Source organism: Microbacterium rhizosphaerae, assembly GCF_034120055.1.
Taxonomy (GTDB): Bacteria; Actinomycetota; Actinomycetes; order Actinomycetales; family Microbacteriaceae; genus Microbacterium; species Microbacterium rhizosphaerae.
The window spans coordinates 881,337-896,056 of sequence record NZ_CP139368.1 but is presented as its reverse complement, the minus strand read 5'-3'; the positions used below and the strand labels follow the sequence as shown (position 1 = coordinate 896,056).

Sequence of the window (14,720 nt, the reverse complement as noted above, 5' to 3'; positions counted from 1 at the left end):
CCGCACTCGCTCGCCTGTCGGGATCACGGTCTGTGGCCCGCGAAGGCGACAGTCGAGCGGTGTGTTGACGATAACATAGCAGTCCTGTTAGCGTGTTGACGTGAACACACCGGAGATCCTCGGCGCCGGCGTCGTCAAGCGGGCCACCGTCCTCGCGGACGGCCGCGACCTGGTCTACTACGACGACCCCGACACGCAGCTCCCGCCCGACCGGTCCGTCGACGCCCGCACGCTCGACCCCCGGCCGGACACGGCGACCATGCGCCTCGACGTGCTGACCGGGGACTGGATCACGATCGCCGCCGCGCGCCAGAACCGCGTGATGCTGCCGGGTGCCGATGCCGACCCGCTCGCGCCGCAGACGCCGACCAATCCGAGCGAGATCCCGTCGCGCTACGACGTCGCCGTGTTCGAGAACCGCTCCCCCTCCTTCGGCCCCGCCCTCCCTCAGGCGATCGGCACCGCACCCGAGGCGATCGACCCGCCGCAGGGCCTCGACGACCTCGACCGGCTCGGCCTGGGCCGCACCCGCACGAGCGTCGGGCGCTGCGAGGTCGTGTGCTTCAGTCCCGAACACGCGGGCTCGTTCGGCACCCAGTCGGTCACGCGCGCCCGCACGGTGATCGAGGCCTGGGCCGACCGCACGAGCGCCCTGTCGTCGCTCCTCGGCATCGAGCAGGTCTTCCCGTTCGAGAACCGCGGCGAGGCGATCGGCGTCACGCTGCCGCATCCGCACGGGCAGATCTACGCCTACCCCTACGTCACGCCGCGCACCCGTCGCGTGCTCGACGCGGTGGCGCAGACGGGCCCCGACCTGTTCGCGCGTATCCTCGAGTTCGAGCGGGCGTCGGAGCGCGTCATCCTCGAAGGCTCGCACTGGAGCGCCTTCGTGCCGTTCGCGGCCCGCTGGCCGCTCGAGGTGCACCTCATGCCGCACCGGCATGTGCCGGACTTCGCGGCGCTCACCGGAGACGAGCGCGACGAGCTCGCGCCGCTCTACCTGCGGCTGCTGCGCGGCGTCGACGCCCTGTACGAGACCCCGACCCCGTACATCGCCGCCTGGCACCAGGCCCCGGTGCACGTGGGGCGGGATGCGGTGCGCCTGCACCTGCAGCTCACGTCGCCGCGGCGCGCCGCGGACAAGCTCAAGTTCCTCGCCGGATCCGAGGCCGCCATGTGGGCGTGGACCGCCGAGATTCCGCCGGAGACGTCGGCCGCGCGCCTGCGCGAGGCCGTGGAAGGAGTCACCGTATGACGACCCAGGACGCCCGTCGCGACGACGCGACGATCGCCACGGAGGACGCTGCCGAGGCCGCCCGCGCGCTGCTCGCCGTCCTGACCGGCGCCGAGCCGGACGGCGTCTGGTCGGCACCGGGCCGCGCGAACCTCATCGGCGAGCACACCGACTACAACGACGGGTTCGTCCTGCCCTTCGCCATCGACCGGCGCACGGTCGCGGCCGTGCGGGTGCGCGAGGATCGGCGGATCCGCGTGGCATCTACGTTCGATCCCGAGCCCGGGCCCACGCGCCCGGAGGGTCCGCTCGACGCGTCAGCGGCGAGTGGAGTAGGCGTGGGGATCGAGATCGACCTCGCCGACCTCGCGGGAGGAGAGTTCCCGCGGGACGCCGTGCCGGAATGGGCGGCCTACCCGCTCGGCGTGGCCTGGGCGCTGCTCGCGGCGGGCGTCGACGACCCCGTCGGCGTCGACATCGCGCTCGCCTCCGACGTTCCCGTCGGGGCCGGGCTCTCGTCGTCCGCCGCGATCGAAGGGGCCACGGCATCCGCTCTCCGCGACGTGTGGGCACTCGATCTCGACGCGACCGCCCTCGCCCGCATCGGCCGCCGCGCCGAGAACGAGGCCGTCGGCGCGCCCACCGGGATCATGGACCAGATGGCATCGATGCTCGGCCGCCGGGACGCCGCGATCTTCATCGACTGCCGCTCGCTCGAGGGCACGCCCGTCGACCTCGGCTTCGCCGATGCGGGACTCGAGCTGCTCGTGATCGACACCCGCGTCGCACACGCGCACTCGACCGGCGGCTACGGCGACCGTCGCGCCGCGTGCGAGCGCGGTGCCGCAGCGCTCGGTGTGACGGCGCTGCGCGACCTCTCCCCCGCCGACCTCGACCGGGCTCGCGAGCTGCTCGACGAGACGACCTTCCGCCGCGTGCGCCACGTCGTGACCGAGGACCAGCGCGTGCTCGACACCGTGCGCCTCCTGCGCGAGGACGGCCCGCTCGCGATCGGCGACCTGCTCGTCGCGTCGCACGTGTCGCTCCGCGACGACTTCGAGGTCTCGTGCCCCGAGCTCGACACGGCGGTCGAGGCCGCCCTGGCCGCCGGAGCCGTCGGAGCTCGCATGACCGGCGGCGGATTCGGCGGCAGCGCCATCGCCCTCGTGCACCGCGAGGAGGCCGACGCGGTCTCGCAGTCGGTCGCGCGCGCGTTCGCCGATGCGGGTTTCGCCGAGCCGGGCATCTTCGTAGTCGAGCCCTCGGACGGCGCCCGCCGGGACTCCTGAGACTGGCGGAGGGGATGCCGCGGGCCTAACGTCGAACGCAGGGTGTCGGCATCCCGCCCGCCCCGGAAGGAGCGTCATGGCATTCATCACGGTCGACCACGAGAACTCCGTCGACATCGACCTCTTCTACACCGACCAGGGCACCGGCCAGCCTGTCGTGCTCATCCACGGGTTCCCGCTGAACGGCGAATCGTGGGCGGCGCAGTCCGCCGCATTGCTGGATGCCGGCTACCGGGTCATCGCGTACGACCGGCGCGGGTTCGGCGCATCCACCAAGGCCGCGTACGGATACAACTACGACGCGTTCGCCGCCGACCTCAACGTCATCATGGAGCGGCTCGACCTGCGCGATGCGATGCTCGTCGGCTTCTCGATGGGCACGGGCGAGATCGCCCGCTACCTCGCGTCGTACGGCAGCGCGCGCGTCGCGAAGGCGGTGTTCATCGGCTCACTCGAGCCGTACCTGCTGCTGGGCGACGACAACCCGGAGGGCGCCGCTCCGGCCGAGTACTTCGAGGGCGTCTCTGCGGCGGTGCGCGCCGACCGCTGGGCGTTCCTCACGGGTTTCTTCCACGACTTCTACAACCTCGACGAGATGCTCGGGTCGCACATCTCGCCCGAAGCGCTCGCCGGCAGTGTGCAGGTCGCCAACCAGATGGGCAACGTCGCGATCGCCGCCGCGCCGCTGTCCTGGCCGACCGACTTCCGCCCCGACATCCCGAAGATCGACGTCCCCGCGCTCATCCTGCACGGCACGGCCGACAACATCCTGCCGATCGATGCGACCGCGCGCCGGTTCCGCACCTTGCTGCCCGATGCGGAGTACGTCGAGATCGAGGGCGCTCCGCACGGGATGCTGCTCACCCACGCCGCGGAGGTGAACGAGGCGCTGCTGTCGTTCCTGCGCGGCTGATCACCCCGACGACACCGCGAGCCCACACTCGATCCCCGAACCCACACCCGATGTGCGCACATCGGGTATGGGTTCGGAAAGAGAGTGTGGGCTCGCGGACGGGAGTGCGGGCTCGCGGCGTGAGCGGTCAGGCCTGCGCGTTCGCCATGGCGATGAGCCCGTCGATCATCTCCGGGCTGACGCTGCCGCCGTCGCCGGCGAGCGCGCCCATCATGCCGATGCGGCCGATGGGGAACGACTCCATCATCTTCGTGAAGTCGACGCCCTCGGGCATGATCGAGGCCGCGCCGTCGCCCATGCCGGCCATCATCCGGGCGAGCTGCGCCTGGACGATCGGGCCTGCGACCGGGTGGCGCAGCACCTCGCCCATCGAGGACGAGCGCGAGAGCGGCAGCGTGAAGGCGTCGCCCTCGACGAGCAGCGAGACGGACGAGCGGATGTCACGGCTGGATGCGGCGACCTCCACCATGTATTCGCCGCCCTCGACGACCCACCGGCCGACGCGGATGTCCCAGTACGCGAGGTCCTTGCGGCGCACCGTCAATGTGGCGGCCCTCGTCTGGCCGGGCTGCAGCTCGACCGACGCGAAGGCCTTGAGCTCGCGCGGCGCGCGCTGCACCGACGATCCCGGCAGCGACGTGTACACCTGCACGACCTCGCGGCCCGCACGCTCGCCGGTGTTGGTGACCTCGACGGTCACTTCGACATCGCCGTCCGCGTTCACCGCGGCCGTGGCATCCCCGTACGAGAACGTCGTGTACGAGAGGCCGTGGCCGAACGGGTACGCGACCTCCATGCGGCGCGCGTCGTACCAGCGGTAGCCGACGAACAGGCCCTCTCCATAGCGGACGTGCGAGAACTCGCCCGGGAAGTCGAGGAACGCGGGAGTGTCCTCGAGCCGCGCCGGGATCGTCTCCGTGAGCTTGCCCGAGGGGTTGACATCGCCGAACAGGACATCGGCCGTCCCCCCGCCGCCGGCCTGCCCGAGCAGCCAGCCCTCGAGGATCGCCGGGACGGATGCCGCGAACGGCAGCGCGACAACACCGCCGTTCGAGAGCACCACGACGACGTTGCGGTTCGCGACGACCACCGCGTCGAGCAGCTCGAGCTGCGCGGCGGGCAGATCGATGTCCTCGCGGTCGTAGCCCTCCGACTCGAGGCGGGCGGGCAGTCCGAGGAACACGACGGCGACGTCGGCGCGGGATGCGGCGGCCACCGCCTCGTCGCGCAGGGCCTCGGCCTCGTCGCCCGGGACCTCGAGCGCGGTGCTGAAGCCCCGGGCGTAGGCGACCTCTCCGGTCGCGAGCGCGCGGATCTCCTCGAGCGCCGAGTCGAGACGCGTCGGGCTGATCATCGACGAGCCGGCGCCCTGGTAGCGCGGCTTCTCGGCGAACTCGCCGATGACGGCGATCTTCGCGTCCTTCGCGAGCGGCAGCAGCGGTTCGGCGGGCTCGCCGACCGGGGCGTTCTTCAGGAGCACGATCGAGCGGCCGGCAGCCTCGCGGGCGAGGGCGTGGTGCGCATCGACGTCGAGCGGGCCCTGGACGGCACCCGCACCCTCGGTCGCCTTGCGGACCAGGTCGAGCACGCGGTTCGCCGCGACGTCGAGCACCGACTCGTCGAGCGAGCCGTCGCGCACAGCGGCGACGAGCTGCGCATCCGTCACGCCGTTCGACGAGGGCATCTCGAGGTCCATGCCGGCGGCGAGGCCCGGCACGCGCTCGTCGACGGCGCCCCAGTCGGAGACGACGAGACCGTCGTAGCCCCACTCGTCGCGCAGCACCTCCGTGAGCAGCCAGTGGTCCTGGGAGGCGTACACGCCGTTGATGCGGTTGTAGGAGCACATGACCGTCCACGGCTGCGCGTCCTCGACGACACGCTGGAAGCCGCGCAGGTAGATCTCCCGCAGTGGGCGCGGGTCGACGTCGCTGGAGGCCCGCATCCGGTCGTTCTCCTGATTGTTGGCGGCGAAGTGCTTCAGCGACGTGCCGACGCCCTTCGACTGGATGCCCGTGACGATCGCGGTGCCGAGCACGCCGGAGACGATCGGGTCCTCGGAGAAGTACTCGAAGTTGCGGCCGCACAGCGGCGAGCGCTTGATGTTGATGCCCGGGCCGAGCAGGACCGCGACGTTCTCGATCGACGTCTCGGTGCCGAGCGCCTCGCCGACGCGGTGGATCAGCTCGATGTCCCACGAGGAGCCGAGACCGACGGCCGGCGGGAAGCACGTCGCCGGCACGCTGTCGCCGATGCCGAGGTGGTCGCCGGATGCGCGCTGCTTGCGCAGGCCGTGCGGGCCGTCGGTCACCATGATGGCCGGGACGCCCACGCGCTCGACGGGCTTGGTGTACCAGAAGCTCGCGCCGCTGGTGAGCGACGCCTTCTCTTCGAGAGTCAGGTGGGCCCACGCGGCCGGAGGCTCGACGGATCGCGCCAGCGATCCGTCGAGTGGCCGTGGGGAGGATGCGGTGACGTCGGCCATGCGAGCGTCCTTTCGGTGGGAGGGGTGGTGGCCCGGGGGCGACGTCATCAGGATGCCGCGGCATCCGTCTGCGCCGCCCCCGGGGAGCGGGATCAGCGCGTCGCCTTGATGAACCAGACGCAGACGGCGCCGAGGATACTGAGGACGATGCCGACGGGGAAGAGGCCCGCATAGCCGAGCGACAGCACGATGGCACCGCCGACGGCCGGGGCGAGCGTCTGCGGCAGCGTGGCCGCGATGTTGACGACGCCCAGGTCCTTGCCGAACGACTTGGCCGACGGCAGCACCTGGCTCATGAGCGCCGTGTCGACGGCCTGGAACATGCCGAAGCCGAGACCCATGACGAAGGTCATGATCATCCACGAGGTCAGGGTCGGCGAGATCCACGGCAGCAGCAGGGCGAGGCCCATGACGACCGACGAGCCGAAGACGAAGGGCTTGCGACGGCCGACCTTGTCGGACAGCGGGCCCGAGACCGCTGTCGCGATGATGACGCCGGCGAGGCTGATCAGGCTGAGGAGCGGGATGACCGTCTCCGGCGACGTCACGTGCAGGTAGTCGGTGAGGATGAACAGCTGGTAGCCGATGACGCCGAAGTAGCCCGTGTACAGCAGGAGGCGGCCCGTGAAGGCCCAGAAGAAGTCCGGGTGCGTGACGGGGTTGACCCAGAAGGTGCGGAGGAACTCGGTGAAGCCGAACGGCTCGCGTGCGAAGTTCGTGCTCGGGTGGTCCGGGTTGAACACCACGAAGAGCGTCAGGACGACGACGGCGAACACCGCGAAGAAGATGTAGCCGACGGCGATGCTGTGGAAGAACGCCGCGCCGACGACCGAGCCGCCCACGGCGCCGACCATGAGGCCGATGCCGGAGAGCGTGGCGAAGGTGCCGCGGCGGGCGATCGGGACACGGTCGGGCATGACCGCGCTCAGCGGGCCCTGCGCGAAGTTGTACGTGATCTGCACGAGCGTCCAGGCGGTGACGAACCCGACGAGCGAGTTCGCGAACGCGAGGCCGACGAGCGAAAGCGCTCCCGCGAGCGCGCCGAGGATGATCCACGGCGCACGACGGCCGAAGCGCGAGCGCGTCCGGTCGGAGACCTGGCCCGCGATGGGCTGGGCGATCATCGCCGCGAAGGCGCCGATCGTGCTGATGACCAGCATGTTGGCGACCTTGTCGCTCGCACCGAGGGCGACCGTGACCTGCTGGGGCAGCAGCAGACCGGGAATCGAGCCCCAGATGGCGAAGATCGCGAAGTTCGCGGGGAGGATCCACCACAGCAGGCGACGGACGCCCTTGACGGGGGCGGGCGGGTCGACCTCGCCGGATGCGGTGGCGACGAACGTGGTCTCGGTTATGGGGGCGACCGATTCGGACGGCAGTGTCATGGGGCTTCCTCGGATGTGCGGGAACGCTCGCCTCTGAGCGTAAGAAAACCTTACGGCACTCGGTTTTGAGATTTCAAGTGCTGTTCGGGTTTAATCTCAAGTCATGGCGAAGAGGGGTTCGTACGCGAAGGGCGTCGCGAAGCGCGAGGAGATCCTCACGCGCGCCCTCGAGGTGATCGCCCGCGAGGGCTTCCGCGGCGCATCCGTCCGCGAGATCGCGGATGCCGTCGGCCTCAGCCAGGCCGGACTCCTCCACTACTTCGGCTCCAAGGAGCAGCTGTTCGTCGAGATCCTCCGCAAGCGCGACGAGGTGGACGCCGGTCGGTTCGATCCGAACGAGGTGGACCTCACCTCGATGCGCGAGGGCTTTCTGCGCGTCATCCGGCACAACAGCGAGGTCCCCGGCGTCGTCGAGCTCTTCTCGCGGCTCGCGGTCGAGGCCAGCGACACGGCGCATCCTGCGCACGAGTACTACCTGGAGCGCAGCGCTCTCATCCGCCAACTGTTCACCGAGACCGTGCGCAAGGAGCAGTCGGCCGGGCGCATCACCGACCGGGTCGACGCCGAGGTCGTCGGCCGCCTGTTCCAGGCCGCGTCGGACGGGATGCAGCTGCAGTGGCTCCTCGATCCCGACGTCGACATGGCTGCGACGGTCGACGCCCTGTTCCAGCTGCTGGCGCCGGCTCCTGCCCAGGCAGAGGCGGCATCCAGCTGATCCGTGCGGTCAGGCGGCCGCATCCATCCAGGACGTCCGAAGGAGGATCTCCCGCATGACCGAAGCTCTCCCCACTCCCGCTCCGACCGGGCGCGTGGCGCCCTCGGACGCCTTCGTCGAGGTCGACACGGCCGTCGGCCGGGTGCGCGGCGCATGGCGGCCGACCGTCGGCTCGGACGTGCGCAGCGCCGCGTTCCTCGGCATCCCGTTCGCCCAGCCGCCGGTCGGCGAGCTGCGGTTCGCGGCGCCCGTGCCGGTCGAGTCGTGGGAGGGCGTGCGCGATGCGCTCGAGTTCGGTGCGACGGCGCAGCGCGGCGACCCGGGTGTGACGCTCATCCCCGAGCCGTCCGTGCCGGGCGATGCCACCCTGAACGTCAACGTGTTCACGCCCGTGCCGGGGCAAGCGGATGCGGCGCTCCCCGTGCTCGTGTGGATCCACGGCGGCGGCTACTTCGCCGGCTCTCCCGCGAGCCCGTGGTATGACGGCCGCAACTTCAATCGCGACGGTGTCGTGACGGTGTCGATCTCGTACCGGCTCGGCTTCATCGGCTTCGGGCACGTCGATGGCGCGCCGGACAACCGCGGCGTCCGCGACTGGATCGCCGCGCTCGAGTGGGTGCAGGAGAACATCCGCGCCTTCGGCGGCGACCCTCGCCGGGTCACGATCGCCGGGCAGTCCGCCGGCGGTGGCGCGGTGCTGACGCTCCTCGGCATCGAGAAGGCGCAGCATCTGTTCCACGGCGTGTGGTCGCTGTCGCCCGCCCTCGCCGATGTCGCTCCGGAGCGGGCGCGGACGCTCACGGCGAAGGTGGCGAACCATCTCGGCGTGGAGCCGACCCGCGCCGCGCTCGAGGCGGTGGACGAGGACCGGCTGATCGAGGCGCAGAAGGCGGCCACCGACGCCGGCCGGGACGTCGCGGCGCTCCTCGACGGCGGCCTCGGGCTCGGTCCGTCGATCGACGGCGACCTGATCGTCCGCCCGACGTCGGACTCGCTCCGCGCCGGCGTCGGCGCCGACAAGCCGCTCGTGCTCGGCGCGACGGACGACGAGTTCGCGATGGCCCTCGCCGGTCAGGAGAAGAAGCTGCGGTGGATCCCGCTGTCGCTCCTGCTCGGGAGGATGGGTCTCACGGCACCTGCGCGCAGGGCCTACCTCGCGGCGAACAAGGACGTCGTCGCCAAGGGGCACGCCGCCGTGCTCGGTCGCTACGTCTCGGACAAGGTGTTCAAGATGGGCGTCGTGCGTGCCGCGGATGCGCGCGGGGATGCGCCGACCTGGGTGTACCGGTACTCCTACGCCGGTTCGCCCTTCGGCTCGGCGGTGCACTGCATCGACGTGCCGTTCTGGTTCGACTGCCTCGACTCGTCGGTCGGCATCCCGGCCCTTGCGGGTGAGCACCCGCCGCAGGCGCTCGCGGATGCGACGCACGGCGCCGCTGTGGTGCTCATCCGGGAGGGTCGCGCGGAGTGGCCGGCCTGGTCGGACGACGCGGGCGTCACCCGGGTGTTCGGGGGACCGGCATCCCGCTCCGACGTGCAGCGCGACGGCTACGCCGGGGTGCGCCCGCTGCTGTGAGCGGGTCCTCCCTCGCTCTCCTGCCGCACACCGACCCCTCGCCTGTCCCCACCTCGCTCACCTGCCGCACACAGACCCCTCACCTGTCTCCACCTCGCTCGCCTGCCGCACACAGACCCCTCGCCTGTCTCCACCTCGCTCGCCTGTCACGAACACGGGCTGCGGCCGGTGTTCGTGACAGGTGAGCGTCCCTCCGCCGCGCCCAGTTGTCACGAACACCGGGTGGCGGCCATGGATCGTGACAGGCGAGGAGTCGGGTCTGCCGGCGTCAGCCGAGGGCGGGGATGACCTCGCGCTCGAACAGCTCGAGACCCGAGGGGTCGTACGCGAGCTCCGGGAAGTAATGGATGCTGTATCCCATGCCGTGCTCCCCGCGCAGGCGGAGCTTCTCCACGATCTGCTCCGGCGTGCCGAACGCGTCGGAACCCAGGTAGTCGTGCTCGATCGCATCGGCGCGGTCCGGCCCGACGAACGGCAGCAGCCGGTCCTTCACCGCGGCCAGCCGGTCGCGCGCCTCGGCCTCGGTCGCGCCGACGATCGTGTTGAAGTTCGACGACATCGTGATCTCGCCCGCATCACGACCGATGTTCTCGCAGTGGCCGCGGAGCACCGCCGCCTTGTGGTCGAACTCCTCGATCGCGCCCGCGAAGTTCGTGTAACGGCCGTACTGGGCGGCGATCTTCAGGGTCACCTTCTCGCCGGCGCCGGCGATCCACAGCGGGATGCCGCCGTCCTGCACCGGCAGCGGACGCACGATCGCGCCGTCGACCTGGTACTCGCGGCCATCGAGGGTCGCCGTTCCGGTCGTCCACGCCTGGCGCATGATGTCGACGCCCTCGCGCAGCATCCGGAGCCGCTCGGGCACCTCGGGGAACCCGTATCCATACGCACGCCACTCGTGCTCGTACCAGCCGCCGCCGATCCCCATCTCCACGCGGCCGCCCGACACGTGGTCGACGGTTGCGGCGACCTTCGCGAGGTACGCCGGGTTTCGGTAGCCCATGCAGGTGCACATCTGGCCCAGACGGATGCGTCGGGTCGACGCAGCGAAGGCCGACATGAGGGTCCACGCCTCGTGGGTCGCCTCCTCGCTCGGCACGGGCGTCGTGTGGAAGTGGTCGTAGACCCACAGGGATTCCCAGGGGCCGGCGTCCGCGCGCTCGGCGAGCCCGCGCATGGTGTTCCAGTGTTCGTTCGGGTCGATGCCGACGAGGTCGAATCGCCAGCCTTGGGGGATGAATGTTCCGAAGCGCATGGCCCCAGACTATTGCCGCCTGTTAACTGTCAGGCGATGACGGTGGCATTCGGCACTCGGGTGGTCATCACCGCGACCGCTTCAGGGTTCTCGTCGATGAGCACGGCGTTCCTTCCGAGCGCGGACGCGACGGCTCCCGTCGTGCCGCTTCCGGCGAACGGATCGAGGACGGTGTCGCCGGGGCGGCTGGATGCCTGCACGATGCGCCGCAGGATCCCCTCGGGCTTCTGCGTCGGGTAGCCGGTCTTCTCCCGACCGGTCGTCGGCACGATCGTGTGCCACCAGACGTCGGTCGGCAGCTTTCCGCGCGCGGCCTTCTCCGCGGTCACGAGCCCCGGCGCCATGTACGGCTCGCGGTCCACAGACTCGGCATCGAACCAGTACCGCCGCGGATCCTTCACGTACACGAGGATCGTGTCGTGCTTCGTCGGCCATCGCCGCCGGCTCTTCGCGCCGTAGTCGTACGCCCAGATGAGCTCGTTGAGGAAGCGCTCCCGACCGAACAGGGCGTCCATCATGACCTTGGCGTAGTGCGCCTCGCGGTAGTCCAGGTGCAGGTAGAGCGTGCCATCGTCGGCGAGCAGCCGCCAGGCCTCGGCGAGCCGCGGCTCGAGAAAGCCCCAGTAGTCGTCGAACCGGTCGTCGTAGGCGCGGAGGTCGCCGCGCAGCCGCTCGTACTCCCGGCCGTGGAATCCCGTTCGCACCTCAGGCGTCCCGCCACTCCGGCGTTCAGGATTCAGTCCGGACGTGCGGGCGGGCCGGGCCATGCCCCGGTCTTCCGCGGAGTGCGCCGCGGAGGCATCCTGGGCAGACTGAATCCCGGACGTGGAGCGAGCCGTGACGACGGCCTTGGTCTGCTGGCGGCCGGTGTTGAACGGCGGGTCGAGGTAGACGAGCGTGAAGGAGCCGTCCGGCAGCGTCCGCATGATCTCGAGGTTGTCGCCCTGATGGATCGCGATTCGACCGACCGCGGGGGGCGACACCTCGACGAGCTCGGTGACCTCGACGGGCTCGGTTACCTCGACGGGCTCGGTGACCTCGACAGGCTCGGTGACCTCGACAGGCTCGGTGACCTCGACAGGCTCGGGGACCGCGAACAGATCCGTCACGGGACGCGGTTCAGCCACGCATCCGTGGCGAACTTCGAGGCGACCAGGGCCTCGGCCTCGGCATATTCCTCTTCGGTGATCGATCCGGGCACGGCGCCGTAGAGGTTCGAGAACGTGTCGATGAAGGTCGCGATGATGGCCTCGCGAGGCAGTCCGGTCTGGCTCCGGAGAGGGTCGACGCGCTTCGCGGCGGAGACGGTGCCCTTGTCGCTGAGCTTCTCGCGGCCGATGCGCAGCACCTCGGTCATGACCTGGCCGTCCATGTCGTAGCTCAAGGTCGCGTGGTGGAGCACTCCGCCGTTGGCGAGGCGCTTCTGGGCGGCGCCGCCGATCTTGCCGGAGGGTCCCGCGATGTCGTTGAGCGGCTGATAGACGGCGTCGATGCCGAGGGCGCGCAGGGCCTGCAGCACCCAGTCGTCGAGGAACGCGTACGAGTCGGCGAACGTCATGCCCGCGACGAGGGATGCCGGCACGTACAGCGAGTAGGTCACGATCGAGTTCGCCGCCATCATCATCGCGCCGCCACCCGAGATGCGGCGCACGACGTCGAATCCGTGCCGCTTCGCCCCCTCAGGGTCGACTTCGTTCTTCACCGACTGGAACGAGCCGATCACCACAGCGGACTCGTTCCACTCCCACAGCCGCAGCGTGGGATTGCGGCGCCCATCGCCGACGCGGGTCGTGAGCACCTCGTCCAGGGCGAGGTTCATGCGCGGCGACACGGGCCTGTCGTGCACCACCTCCCACGAGAAGTCCCGCCAGCCCGGCGCTGTGACCAGTGCCCGGCGTACGGCGGTGCCGACGGATTCCGGAGTGAATCCCAGCAGCTGCGCTCCCTCCGGCAGCGCGGCGCGGACCGCAGCGGCGATGGCCGCCGCATCCGTCTCCGCCGGAAGTCCGTTGACCGCCGCGTCGATGTCGGCCAGCGCATCGTCGGGCTCGAGGAAGAAGTCGCCCGCGAGACGGAACTCCGTGATGCGACCGTCGCGGACCTCCAGGTCGACGACGACGAGCTTTCCGCCGGGGACCTTGTATTCGCCGTGCATCATCCCAGCGTACGGGTCGTCAGTCGCGCGAGGGGTAGTGCTTGTCGAGCCATGCCAGAAGGTCGGCGCGCACCTCGGCCTGGTCCTTCTCGTTGAAGATCTCGTGCCGGTCACCGGGGTAGACGAGGGTCGTCACATCCCTGAAGCCGGAGCGCGAGCGGTATGCATCGGCGAGCATATGCACGCTGCGCGGGCCTCCCACCGTGTCCTCGCCGCCCACCATGAGGAGTGTCGGGATGTCACGGCCGAGGTTCTTGCGAGGCTTGCCGTACAGGCGCGCGGCCTCGACGATGCCGAAGAGCTGGGCGAGCGGCTTGTCGGTCGTGAGCGGATCGGCGGCGAACTCGGCGGCAACGGCCGGGTCGGTCGCGAGCCATTCCAGGCCCGTGGCATCCTTCCCCCGCCAGGGCTTGTTGAGATCGCCCGCGTTCAGGGCGCCGGGCCACAGAAGGGACGACCCGGACAGGATGAGTCCGTCATAGGCGTCCGGGTGCGCGTTGACGAGCTTCTGCGCGAGGAACGATCCCCACGAGTGCCCGAGGAGGATGAGCGGCAGCCCGGTGTTCTCGGCGGCGATCAGCTGCGTGAACAGCCACACCGCGTCGACGGCGGCGCGATGGCCGCCGGGGCCGAGCTGCCCCAGCTTGGCGGCCTCGCCGTGGTGGCCCATGCCGGTGCGGCCGTGGCCGCGATGATCGTCGGCGTAGACGGCGAAGCCGGCCGCTGTCAGTGCGGAGATGAGGGCCGCATAGCGGCGGGCGTGCTCCCCCACTCCGTGCAGCAGCTGGACGACCCCGCGCGCGGTGGTCTGCGGGGCATATGCATCGAAGACGATCTGGATGTCGTGCGCATCGGTGAACGAGCGTTCGACGGCCAGCGGACCTGCATCGCCGGAGGTGGGCATGGGGTCAGCGTATCGGCTGCGCCCTTCGTCGCCTAAGCGCCCACCGTGGGCACCGGCTCGGACGCCGGGACCTCGGAGGCGCCGGATGCGGCGGCCAGACGGGAGGATGCGGTCGCCATGTGCACCGCCATCGCCGAGGCGGCGGCATCCTCGTTGCCGCTCTGAACGGCGTCGAAGACCGTCGCGTGCTCGGCGATCGCGGTGCGCGCCTCGAGCTCGTCGTGCACCGCGCGGTCCGCGTATACCTGCAGCAGCGACCGCACGACGTGCAGCAGGTCGACGAGGGTGTCGTTGCCGGCCGCGACCGCGAGCGCATTGTGGAAGTCGAGGTCGGCACGGGCGAAGGCCTTCAGCTCCGCAGCGGTGGCCCGCATCCGCTCGAGTGAGGCGGACAGCGCGCGCAGATCGGATGCCGCCGCCCGGCCCGCCGCGAGCCGCGCGACGTAGATCTCGAGTCCGGAGCGCAGCTCCAGCAGCTCCGCCGTGTTCTTCTGCCCGATCAGCAGGCCCCAGCGCAGCGTCTGGGGCAGGAGCTCGCTCGCCGTGCCGCGCAGGTAGGTGCCCGAGCCGGGTCGCACGTCGACGATGCCCAGGATCTCGAGCGCAGCGAGAGCCTCGCGGACGGCGGAGCGGCCGACGCCCAGGGTCGCGGCGAGCTGACGCTCGGGGGGAAGCCGGGTGCCCGGATCGAGCTCGCCGCTCGTGAAGAGGTCCATGAGACGACGCGCCACCTCGGACACCGGCGTGCCGGAGGGCAGCGCGCCGAGGGCGGCCGTGATCTCGGCCGAGCGGTCGTCGGGGTAGGCGGGCAT

Annotated in this window: 12 protein-coding genes; 5 read left to right on the top strand and 7 right to left on the bottom strand. The window is 70.7% G+C overall.

Translation table 11 applies throughout. The annotated features are described in order from the left end of the window. Positions 1–100 precede the first annotated feature (100 nt). The 3 genes from galT (at position 101) to SM116_RS03900 (ending at position 3,436) form a co-directional block, all read left to right on the top strand. On the top strand, positions 101–1,255 hold the full coding sequence (gene galT / locus SM116_RS03910; RefSeq protein WP_320943156.1) for a galactose-1-phosphate uridylyltransferase: 1,155 nt from the start codon (positions 101–103) through the stop codon (positions 1,253–1,255). Then, complete coding sequence (galK, locus tag SM116_RS03905) at positions 1,252–2,523, top strand: galactokinase (protein ID WP_320943155.1); 1,272 nt, start codon at positions 1,252–1,254, stop codon at positions 2,521–2,523. The genes galT and galK overlap by 4 nt, the downstream gene beginning before the upstream one ends. A gap of 76 nt (positions 2,524–2,599) precedes the next feature. Then, entirely contained in the window at positions 2,600–3,436 is an 837-nt protein-coding gene (locus SM116_RS03900; protein WP_320943154.1) for an alpha/beta fold hydrolase, read from the top strand. Between the two features lie 127 nt (positions 3,437–3,563). On the opposite strand, the gene SM116_RS03895 is transcribed toward SM116_RS03900, so the two are convergent. Together SM116_RS03895 and SM116_RS03890 are read right to left on the bottom strand one after the other, a co-directional pair. Then, positions 3,564–5,918 carry a beta-glucosidase gene (locus SM116_RS03895; protein WP_320943153.1) on the bottom strand — a complete coding sequence of 785 codons (2,355 nt, stop codon included), beginning with the start codon at positions 5,916–5,918 and terminating at the stop codon, positions 3,564–3,566. Between the two features lie 92 nt (positions 5,919–6,010). Next, entirely contained in the window at positions 6,011–7,303 is a 1,293-nt protein-coding gene (locus tag SM116_RS03890) for an MFS transporter (protein ID WP_320943152.1), read from the bottom strand. A gap of 103 nt (positions 7,304–7,406) precedes the next feature. Between SM116_RS03890 and SM116_RS03885 the strand changes: the two genes are divergently transcribed. Both SM116_RS03885 and SM116_RS03880 read left to right on the top strand, forming a co-directional pair. After that, a complete protein-coding gene (locus SM116_RS03885; RefSeq protein ID WP_320943151.1) occupies positions 7,407–8,018 on the top strand; it encodes a TetR/AcrR family transcriptional regulator in 612 nt (203 codons plus the stop codon). A gap of 55 nt (positions 8,019–8,073) precedes the next feature. Next, the gene (locus tag SM116_RS03880; RefSeq protein WP_320943150.1) at positions 8,074–9,594 is read left to right on the top strand and encodes a carboxylesterase/lipase family protein; all 1,521 of its coding nucleotides are present in this window, start codon (positions 8,074–8,076) and stop codon (positions 9,592–9,594) included. Between the two features lie 268 nt (positions 9,595–9,862). Here SM116_RS03880 and SM116_RS03875 read toward each other — a convergent pair whose 3' ends face one another. The 5 genes from SM116_RS03875 to SM116_RS03855 form a co-directional block, all read right to left on the bottom strand. Beyond that, entirely contained in the window at positions 9,863–10,849 is a 987-nt protein-coding gene (locus tag SM116_RS03875; protein WP_320943149.1) for an LLM class F420-dependent oxidoreductase, read from the bottom strand. Positions 10,850–10,878: 29 nt separating this feature from the next. Then, on the bottom strand, positions 10,879–11,775 hold the full coding sequence (locus SM116_RS03870) for a DNA-methyltransferase (RefSeq protein ID WP_320944092.1): 897 nt from the start codon (positions 11,773–11,775) through the stop codon (positions 10,879–10,881). 179 nt (positions 11,776–11,954) lie between these two features. Next, the gene (gene lplAB / locus SM116_RS03865) at positions 11,955–13,004 is read right to left on the bottom strand and encodes a lipoate-protein ligase LplAB (RefSeq protein ID WP_320943148.1); all 1,050 of its coding nucleotides are present in this window, start codon (positions 13,002–13,004) and stop codon (positions 11,955–11,957) included. 19 nt (positions 13,005–13,023) lie between these two features. Next, positions 13,024–13,908, bottom strand: coding sequence for an alpha/beta fold hydrolase (locus tag SM116_RS03860; protein WP_320943147.1), 885 nt, complete (start codon positions 13,906–13,908; stop codon positions 13,024–13,026). Between the two features lie 32 nt (positions 13,909–13,940). Then, a complete protein-coding gene (locus SM116_RS03855) occupies positions 13,941–14,720 on the bottom strand; it encodes a FadR/GntR family transcriptional regulator (RefSeq protein WP_320943146.1) in 780 nt (259 codons plus the stop codon).

Bases quoted from the DNA above. Each gene is read 5' to 3' on its own strand.
- SM116_RS03860 (WP_320943147.1), bottom strand. From the start codon at position 13,908: ATGCCCACCTCCGGCGATGCAGGTCCGCTGGCCGTCGAACGCTCGTTC.
- SM116_RS03870 (WP_320944092.1), bottom strand. From the start codon at position 11,775: ATGCGGACGCTGCCGGACGGCTCCTTCACGCTCGTCTACCTCGACCCG.
- galK (WP_320943155.1), top strand. From the start codon at position 1,252: ATGACGACCCAGGACGCCCGTCGCGACGACGCGACGATCGCCACGGAG.
- SM116_RS03900 (WP_320943154.1), top strand. From the start codon at position 2,600: ATGGCATTCATCACGGTCGACCACGAGAACTCCGTCGACATCGACCTC.
- SM116_RS03890 (WP_320943152.1), bottom strand. From the start codon at position 7,303: ATGACACTGCCGTCCGAATCGGTCGCCCCCATAACCGAGACCACGTTC.
- SM116_RS03875 (WP_320943149.1), bottom strand. From the start codon at position 10,849: ATGCGCTTCGGAACATTCATCCCCCAAGGCTGGCGATTCGACCTCGTC.
- SM116_RS03895 (WP_320943153.1), bottom strand. From the start codon at position 5,918: ATGGCCGACGTCACCGCATCCTCCCCACGGCCACTCGACGGATCGCTG.
- lplAB (WP_320943148.1), bottom strand. From the start codon at position 13,004: ATGCACGGCGAATACAAGGTCCCCGGCGGAAAGCTCGTCGTCGTCGAC.
- SM116_RS03855 (WP_320943146.1), bottom strand. From the start codon at position 14,720: ATGCCCGCCTACCCCGACGACCGCTCGGCCGAGATCACGGCCGCCCTC.
- SM116_RS03885 (WP_320943151.1), top strand. From the start codon at position 7,407: ATGGCGAAGAGGGGTTCGTACGCGAAGGGCGTCGCGAAGCGCGAGGAG.
- SM116_RS03880 (WP_320943150.1), top strand. From the start codon at position 8,074: ATGACCGAAGCTCTCCCCACTCCCGCTCCGACCGGGCGCGTGGCGCCC.